We start from the raw sequence: 8,808 nt of genomic DNA, 5'->3' as shown, positions 1-8,808 counted from the left end.
TGAAAAGCTCGATGAAGTCAATACAGTGATAGCCGATAAAGGTTATGACAGCGAGCCTTTTCGGTGCTTTGTTCGTCAAAAAGGCGGACGAACGGTGATTGCTAAACGTAATTATGGTAAGGATATAGATAAAAGCAGTATGGATAGGTGCCTTTATCGCTATCGTCATTTAGTCGAGAATGCCTTTGCTAGAATCAAGCAATATCGTTCAATATCAACTAGATACGATAAGTTAGAAAGGAATTATGCCAGTATGGTATCACTGGCATTTATGTTAATGTGGCTGCCAATGTATTGTTGAGTAATTTATGTACAGCAAAGATCAACAGCCCCTAATATATCAAAAAATAGCTAATTACCTATCTATTTAAATAAATAATATTTTACTAGTTCCCTAAAGTTCTTCTGGTCGCCATTTCGGTTGAATCCCAATATAATTCTAGTATACTAAGCTAACAAATTTTAATATCGGTAAATTAATCTACTTTTTAATTTATATGTTCTGTTTACTATAATAGAATAACGATAAGGTAGAAAGATATTCCCTAGTTAATAATGGACACTATTTATGTTGGACCCAAATTTACTCCGAAATGAATTGGATCTTGTCGCTAATAAATTAGCACGTCGAGGATTTAAATTAGATATTGATACGATTCGCCACTTAGAAGAAAAACGCAAAGTATTACAAGTTGAAACCGAGAGCTTACAAGCCGAACGTAATGCTCGTTCAAAAGCAATTGGTGAAGCAAAAGCACGAGGCGAAGATATTACAGCTGTCCGTGAAGAAGTCAATAAACTTGGTGAAAAACTCAATAGCGCTAAAACAGAGCTTGATATCCTACTAAGCAAAATTAAAGATATCGCTTCCACTATCCCAAATATTCCTGATGACTCTGTTCCTGATGGAAAAGATGAAAATGACAATGTTGAAATTTCTCGCTTTGGCACACCAAGAAAATTTGATTTCCCAATTCAAGATCATGTTGCATTAGGAGAACGCTTTGGTGATCTTGACTTTGCAGCAGGGGTAAAACTCACTGGTGCACGTTTTGTGGTTATGAAATCACAAATCGCACGCTTACATCGTGCTATTACTCAATTCATGTTAGATTTACACACAGAACAGCATGGTTATGCCGAAATTTATGTACCGTATTTAGTCAATCAAGCAACACTTTTTGGAACAGGACAATTGCCAAAGTTTGCAGGTGACTTATTTCATACTAAACCGCTTGATGAAGAAGCTGAAAGTAGTAATTATGCATTAATTCCAACTGCCGAAGTGCCTGTAACTAATCTTGTGCGCGATGAAATCCTTGATGAAAGTGTATTACCTTTAAAAATGACAGCACACACCCCTTGTTTCCGCTCTGAGGCTGGCTCTTATGGTAAAGACACTCGTGGCTTAATTCGTATGCATCAATTTGATAAAGTAGAATTGGTTCAAATTGTTAAGCCTGAAGAATCGATGAAGGCATTAGAAGAGTTAACTGCTCACGCAGAAAAAGTATTGCAATTACTTGAATTACCATATCGAAAAATTGTGTTATGTACTGGCGATATGGGCTTTGGCTCTTGTAAAACCTATGATCTAGAAGTATGGGTACCAGCTCAAAATACATACCGAGAAATTTCTTCTTGCTCAAATATGTGGGATTTCCAAGCTCGCCGAATGCAAGCTCGTTATCGTAATAAGGCTGATAATAAAACATATTTAGTACATACACTAAATGGTTCTGGTCTAGCTGTTGGACGTACACTTGTTGCTATTATGGAAAACTATCAACAAGCAGATGGTTCAATTAAAGTTCCATCCGTTTTAGTACCTTATATGAATGGTGTTGAGTTTATTAAATAACTCACATTATCTTAGAGAATAGCGCTATCTATTAGCGCTATTTTTTTATTAATAAAGGTGGAAAAAATGATAAAAGGTGTAGCGCTTTCAATACTGGCATCATGTCTATTTGGGTTACTTTATTACTACCCAGTTTTGTTACACTCCTTATCTGTTGTTGATATTTTTTGTTGGCGATTACTAACTTCATTTCCTGCAATAGTTATATTAATCATTGCTGGAAAACAGTGGTCAGTTATAACTGCACTTTTTAGACGAATAAAACAACAACCACTTTTTTTATTAGGGTTATTATTTTCTTCTGTTTTGCTCACAATACAGATGATGATTTTTATTTGGGCACCACTTAACGGACATGGGTTATCAGCATCGCTAGGTTATTTTTTATTGCCACTAGCAATGGTGATTTCTGGGCAAATTTTTTATAAAGAAAAGCTCAGCTTCTTGCAAAAAATAGCTGTTACACTTGCAATATTAGGCGTTGCTATTGAAATTTACATCACTGGTGCTTTCTCATGGGAAACCGCTGTTATTGCTTTGGGGTATCCAATCTACTTTATGACAAGGCGCAAATTGCGAATAGATGGCATTGTGGGCACGTTTTCTGACTTTTTCTTTATCTTCCTAGGGTGCCTTATATATTGTGCCTTAAATTATCGTTTAGACAAAATAATTAGTGATCTTTCTAATTTCCCGATTTACATACCAACCTTGGGGATCATCACGGCTATTGCTTTTGCAATCTATTTTGTTGCAAGTCGTTTACTGCCCATGGGATTATTTGGTTTATTAGGATATGTAGAGCCAGTACTACTAACAGTTATTTCTATACTGTTTTTGCATGAGAAAGTTTCATCAGAACATATTGTATCATATGGATTTATTTGGTTATCTGTTTGCATTCTAGCTTTTGAGGGTGGAATTTTTGTTATACGTGCAATAAAACGAAAAAGATTACAATAGTTACAAAAGAGGCACAATTGAATGCGCCTCTTATCAAACAATCTATCAACTATTTACTAAATGTAACATAATGACCATAGCTTTCTAAAATACTTTGGATCCTATCAAGGGTTTCTCTTGGTGGAGCCTCAACGCCTTCCAACTTATATTTATCACCAATTGTATCCCATTTATAAGCACCTAGTTTATGATAAGCAAGTAATTCTACACGCTCAATATTATCCATCCCCTCAATAAATTTACCAAGCAGATGTGCTGAATTATCATCATCAGTCCACCCAGGAACAACAACATAACGTATCCAAGTTCGCTTATTAATTTTTTGCAAATATTTAGCAAATTCAAGAACTCGTTTATTTGGCACTCCAACTAATTTTTGATGAATTTCATCATTAACTTGCTTTAAATCAAGCATGACCAAATCTGTTACTTCTAAAAGTTCATCAACAACATGGTCGAGCTGCCTTGCATAACCATTAGTATCCAAACAAGTACTAATGCCTTCTTGATGACAAGCTCTAAACCATTGAGTAACAAACTCAGCTTGTAACGTAGCCTCACCGCCCGAAGCTGTCACACCACCACCATTAGGCATAATAAAACTTTTGTAAGAAACAATTTCTTTCATAAGCTCATCAACGGTGACCTCTCGGCCAGCTTTTAAATCCCATGTATCACGATTATGGCAATACAAGCAACGCATTAAGCAACCTTGAAAAAAAACAATAAAACGAATCCCTGGACCATCAACAGTACCAAAGGATTCAAAAGAGTGGATACGGCCTTTAATAGGCGAATTAGTTGTCATAATAATATTTTGTTGTTCCATAGATAATCTCGAATCATTGCTCATATGACTTTTTAATAATTTTAACTCCACTACCGTCAAACTTAAACCAATAGTATTAATCGTCACGAATTATATTTTGATTAATTATACTGGATAAATATCAACAATATTAAATTATTATCATCGTATTAATATTTAATTTAAAGATGGCAAAAATAATATTTGCACTGATAAAAAAATAGCGCCTTTAAAGACGCTATTTTCGATTAAGTTAACAATTAACTAAATTACATTTTTTGTGTAAATGTACGGTTAATTACGTCATTTTGTTGTTCTTTAGTTAATGAGTTGAAACGCACCGCATATCCAGAAACACGAATAGTTAATTGTGGATATTTTTCAGGATGTTCCATCGCATCTAATAATGTATCACGATTTAATACATTAACATTTAGATGTTGACCACCTTCTACTGTAGCTTCGTGATGGAAATAACCATCCATTAAACCAGCTAAGTTGCGTTTACGCACATCATCATCTTTACCTAATGCATTTGGAACGATAGAGAAAGTATAAGAAATACCATCTTTAGCATAAGCAAATGGAAGTTTAGCAACAGATGTTAATGAAGCTACCGCACCTTTTTGGTCACGACCGTGCATTGGGTTAGCACCTGGTCCAAATGGCGCACCAGCACGACGTCCGTCTGGAGTATTACCTGTTTTCTTACCATAAACAACGTTTGATGTAATGGTTAATACAGATTGTGTAGGTGTTGCATTACGATAAGTTTTAAGTTTTTGAATTTTCTTCATAAAACGTTCAACTAAATCAACAGCGATATCATCAACTCGTGGATCGTTATTACCAAATTGTGGATATTCACCTTCAATTTCAAAGTCAGTAGCTAAACCATCTTCATCACGAATTGCTTTTACTTTTGCATACTTAATCGCAGAAAGTGAGTCTGCTGCAACTGAAAGACCAGCAATACCACATGCCATAGTACGAATAACATCACGATCATGAAGCGCCATTAATGATGCTTCATAGCTGTATTTATCGTGCATATAGTGAATAGCATTTAATGCAGTTACGTATTGTTTTGCTAACCAATCCATAAAGTGGTCTAAACGAGCAAATACTGTATCAAAATCTAAATATTCATCAGTGATTGGAGTCTCTTTAGGACCAACTTGCATTTTTAATTTTTCATCCACACCGCCGTTGATTGCGTATAGTAGAGTTTTAGCAAGGTTTGCACGCGCACCAAAGAATTGCATTTGTTTACCAACAATCATTGGGCTTACACAACATGCAATAGCATAGTCATCATTATTAAAGTCAGGACGCATTAAATCATCATTTTCATATTGTAATGATGATGTATCGATAGATACTTTTGATGCGAACTCTTTAAATCCACTTGGTAATTTTTCAGACCAAAGGATTGTCATGTTAGGTTCTGGAGATGGACCCATTGTATATAAAGTATTTAAGAAACGGAAAGAAGTCTTAGTAACTAATGTACGACCGTCAACACCCATACCAGCGATAGATTCAGTTGCCCAAATTGGGTCACCAGAGAATAATTCATCATATTCTGGCGTACGTAAGAAACGAACCATACGTAACTTCATAACAAAATGGTCAACAATTTCTTGAGCGTCTTTTTCTGTAATTAAACCAGCTTCAAGATCGCGTTGGAAGTAAATATCAAAGAAAGTCGAAGTCCGACCTAATGACATTGCAGCACCATTTTGTGATTTAACCGCAGCTAAATAACCAAAGTATGTCCATTGAACTGCTTCTTGTGCAGTCTTTGCTGGGGCAGAAATATCGAAGCCGTATTTAGCTGCCATTTCTTTAATTTGGCCAAGTGCACGATGCTGTTCAGCAATTTCTTCACGACGTTGCATAATCATTGGAAGATCAACACCGTTTTCGAAATCAGCTTGTAGTGAATTAAATTGTGCAAATTTATCTTGCATTAAGTAGTCGATACCGTAGAGCGCAACACGACGGTAGTCACCAATAATGCGACCACGACCATAAGCATCAGGAAGACCAGTAATAACACCTGATTTACGACAACGAAGAATATCTGGAGTATAAATATCGAAAACACCTTGGTTATGAGTTTTACGATATTCAGTAAAGATTTTTTTGACTAAAGGATCAAGCGTTCTGTTATAAGCTTTACAAGAATTCTCGATCATTTTGATACCACCAAACGGAATAATTGCACGTTTTAATGGTTTTTCAGTTTGTAAGCCAACAATTTTTTCTAAATCTTTTTCAATATAACCTGCATCATGAGCAGTAATTGTCGAAATAACACTTGTATCAAAATCCACAGGGGCATGGGTAGCATTTTCAATTTTAATGCCTTCCATTACTTTATCCCATAACTTAGTTGTAGCTTCAGTTGCGCCAGCTAAGAAAGACTCATCGCCTTCATATGGCGTGTAGTTTTTTTGAATAAAATCGCGGACATTAACATTATTTTGCCAATCACCATCTTTAAATCCTTTCCAAGCTGCTGCTTGTACTTCGTTTAAATTACTCATAATTTTCACCTCAGGTTTACAAAAATAACTATTTACCCTATTACATATTAGGGTAAATATTATAAAATCAATGTGGCTTACGTAAATATAAAGCCCAATAAGGTAGTGCTACAGCTAAACCACCTAAAATATTCCCAATTGTAACTGGAATTAAATTTTTAAATACAAAATGCGATATAGTTAACTCTTTAAATGCATCTGCCGACACACCAGCTGCTTGCCAAAACTCAGGGGACGCAAAGTTCTTAATCACAATACCCATAGGAATCATAAACATATTTGCAATACTATGCTCAAAACCGCTGGCAACAAACATCGCAACAGGTAAAACCATAATTAGCATTTTATCAAGTAAACTACGACCAGCGTAACTCAACCAGGCGGCCAAACAGACCATTAGATTAGCTAGAAAGCCAAGACATACTGCCTCAATAAAGGTGTGATGTAATTTATGATCGGCGGTTTGTAAAATATTTAGTCCCCACAAACCATTGGCTACCATATACTGGCCAGAAAACCAAATAACTGTGACAAACAGTATAGCACCAATAAAGTTACCAACATAGACCAAAATCCAATTACGAATCATTTTAGTCCAACTAATTTTATGGGTCATTTTAGGTAAAATGGTCAATACTGTTGAAGTAAATAAGTCAGAACCACAACAAACAACAAGCATAAGTCCTAAAGAAAAACAAATACCGCCGACTAATTTTGCCAAACCAAAAGCAACGGTTGCTGTTCCTGTTGTTACGGTAATATAAAATACAAAAGCGATAGAAATATAAACACCAGCAAGCATTGCGGATAAAATCGTACTACATGGGTGTTTGTTTACTTTGTAATTGCCTAGGTCTTCAGCAATTTGGGTCATTTGTGCGGGAGAATATGAATCCACAAGTTTATTGGTACTCAAACTAACATCCTCAAAAAAACTAGGGTTTTATGTGACGCATAGTATACTCAAAATTTGAAGCAGATCACGTTTTTTTTATTAAAAAACTTTAAAACCACAAAAATCCCTCATTATTAAATAGGTTACTTATAGTAAAAATAGTGAGTTAAAATTTTTAGGAAAATTTATACCTATTGGGGAGCTAATCTTATTTAGAATCAACCTATTGAACGCGATAAAAATTAGCCACATTAACCTTTCCGTGCTATAAGCGTGTTTTTCGCTCTAAAATCATTCAGGTAGACCATTGATTTTATTAAAGTTTTTATTATTTTTAAAAAGAATCATACACTTATCGGCTAGTTTTTTATTACGTTGAATTTGTTTTTTAAGAAAAGCGATTTTGTTATTTGATAATAGCTATTTAATAACAACTTGTTAATAACAGTTAGTTAATAACAAAAGCGCAAGGATCGCAGGCTTTGCCTGCTCAATGCCCCTACGGCGCAGGGCTTGGTTCTTTGTTATATTGTCCTCTATTTGCACCATAAACTATTCCAGATCTTAAGGATTAAGAAATACACACTAAATCTAAGGTGCGGTGCAAACAGCATAATAGCCGAAGGTGGCCCCCATGTGATTGCTATTGATGTAGCCTGTATCCGAGTAGGCATAGAACTGACGGCCGGGTATGGCATTGCTCGTCCAATAACCATAGTGGGAGTGAGTGCTGTAAGCGAAGTCCGCATTAGCATAATGCGACATGTAGCCCCACTCCGTGAAAAATCCAGCTCCAATTCGACGCTGGTAATTATTTTCAGATGACGACGGTGTGGCACTAGAAATAGGAAAACTAGTTGTTCTGACTGCATTGGTCAAATCTCTTAACTGCGTAAGACGATACCCCAAACGACGACACCATGTTATTTGAGCTGGTGCTGTATCGTATTTACCTCCTCGGTTAACAAACCACTGCTTTAACTTAAAGCCATATTTTACTACCTCGTCATTAGTTTTAATATCTCTACCCACTAACTCAAACGTCTGCGGTAACACTGGCTTAGCAATTGGGTTGGGATTCGGATTAAGCCATTGATTTCTTGCCTCTGGACCTGTTAGCTTAACACGGGCGACAACTTGTCCCTTGTCTTCATCAGGAATCCACTTATCATTAGCTACAACATTTGTCACTGTCGCAGTGATTCCCCCCAAAGTAACGGATTCCCATGTCAATTCATTTATATCTACTCCACTTATGAGTAAATCAAAATATAAGTTATGCCCACCCGTGGTCGGAAAATTTAGGTTGTATGATTCAGGACTGATTGATTGAACTAAGAAGCCCTTATCAGGATTCCATATATCAGCTGGACCTGCGAAGTTGACCCCACTCATATCTGCACCATTTTTACCAAATAGCAGATTCGGCCTTACATAATTGATAACTGGTGATGGTAGCATTATTGCATCACTACGATTACCTGTTCGATATTTTTTGCCATTCGCCTGTAAGTTCCATGAAGATGACAATAATAACAGCCCTAACACCAATAAGCTTTTTTGGGACAATTTTGATAATAATTTGAGAAATAATTTGGAAGGTATAAATGAGTTTTTTGTAAAAACTCGTCGAATAGGATTATTTGATAAATTTAAGACATAGGTTTGCCAGTGCTGGTGTCTGGTGTCTAAAATGATAATGCATTATGGTTTACCTGTCAAGTAATTA

7 protein-coding genes are annotated in these 8,808 nt (G+C 35.9%); 3 read left to right on the top strand and 4 right to left on the bottom strand.

The features are described 5' to 3' along the window. The 3 genes from A9G38_RS12255 to rarD form a co-directional block, all read left to right on the top strand. A partial coding sequence (locus A9G38_RS12255; protein WP_176713215.1) for a transposase occupies positions 1-301 on the top strand: 301 nt, incomplete at its 5' end. 267 nt (positions 302-568) lie between these two features. Then, a complete protein-coding gene (serS, locus tag A9G38_RS06570) occupies positions 569-1,861 on the top strand; it encodes a serine--tRNA ligase (protein ID WP_034914642.1) in 1,293 nt (430 codons plus the stop codon). 66 nt (positions 1,862-1,927) lie between these two features. Then, positions 1,928-2,824, top strand: coding sequence for an EamA family transporter RarD (rarD, locus tag A9G38_RS06565; protein WP_034914639.1), 897 nt, complete (start codon positions 1,928-1,930; stop codon positions 2,822-2,824). Between the two features lie 49 nt (positions 2,825-2,873). On the opposite strand, the gene pflA is transcribed toward rarD, so the two are convergent. From pflA to A9G38_RS06545, 4 genes are all read right to left on the bottom strand, one after another. Continuing rightward, positions 2,874-3,632, bottom strand: coding sequence for a pyruvate formate lyase 1-activating protein (gene pflA, locus A9G38_RS06560; protein WP_034914648.1), 759 nt, complete (start codon positions 3,630-3,632; stop codon positions 2,874-2,876). A gap of 269 nt (positions 3,633-3,901) precedes the next feature. Continuing rightward, on the bottom strand, positions 3,902-6,184 hold the full coding sequence (gene pflB, locus A9G38_RS06555; protein ID WP_034914636.1) for a formate C-acetyltransferase: 2,283 nt from the start codon (positions 6,182-6,184) through the stop codon (positions 3,902-3,904). A 67-nt stretch (positions 6,185-6,251) separates the two neighbouring features. Next, the gene (gene focA, locus A9G38_RS06550) at positions 6,252-7,100 is read right to left on the bottom strand and encodes a formate transporter FocA (protein ID WP_034914633.1); all 849 of its coding nucleotides are present in this window, start codon (positions 7,098-7,100) and stop codon (positions 6,252-6,254) included. A gap of 570 nt (positions 7,101-7,670) precedes the next feature. Next, the gene (locus tag A9G38_RS06545) at positions 7,671-8,609 is read right to left on the bottom strand and encodes a hypothetical protein (RefSeq protein WP_141671746.1); all 939 of its coding nucleotides are present in this window, start codon (positions 8,607-8,609) and stop codon (positions 7,671-7,673) included. Positions 8,610-8,808: the final 199 nt, after the last annotated feature.

Source organism: Gilliamella sp. Imp1-1, assembly GCF_001690415.1.
Lineage (GTDB): Bacteria > Pseudomonadota > Gammaproteobacteria > Enterobacterales > Orbaceae > Gilliamella > Gilliamella bombi.
The sequence above is the reverse complement of the archived record's forward strand: the minus strand, read 5'-3'. Positions and strand labels throughout refer to the sequence as shown.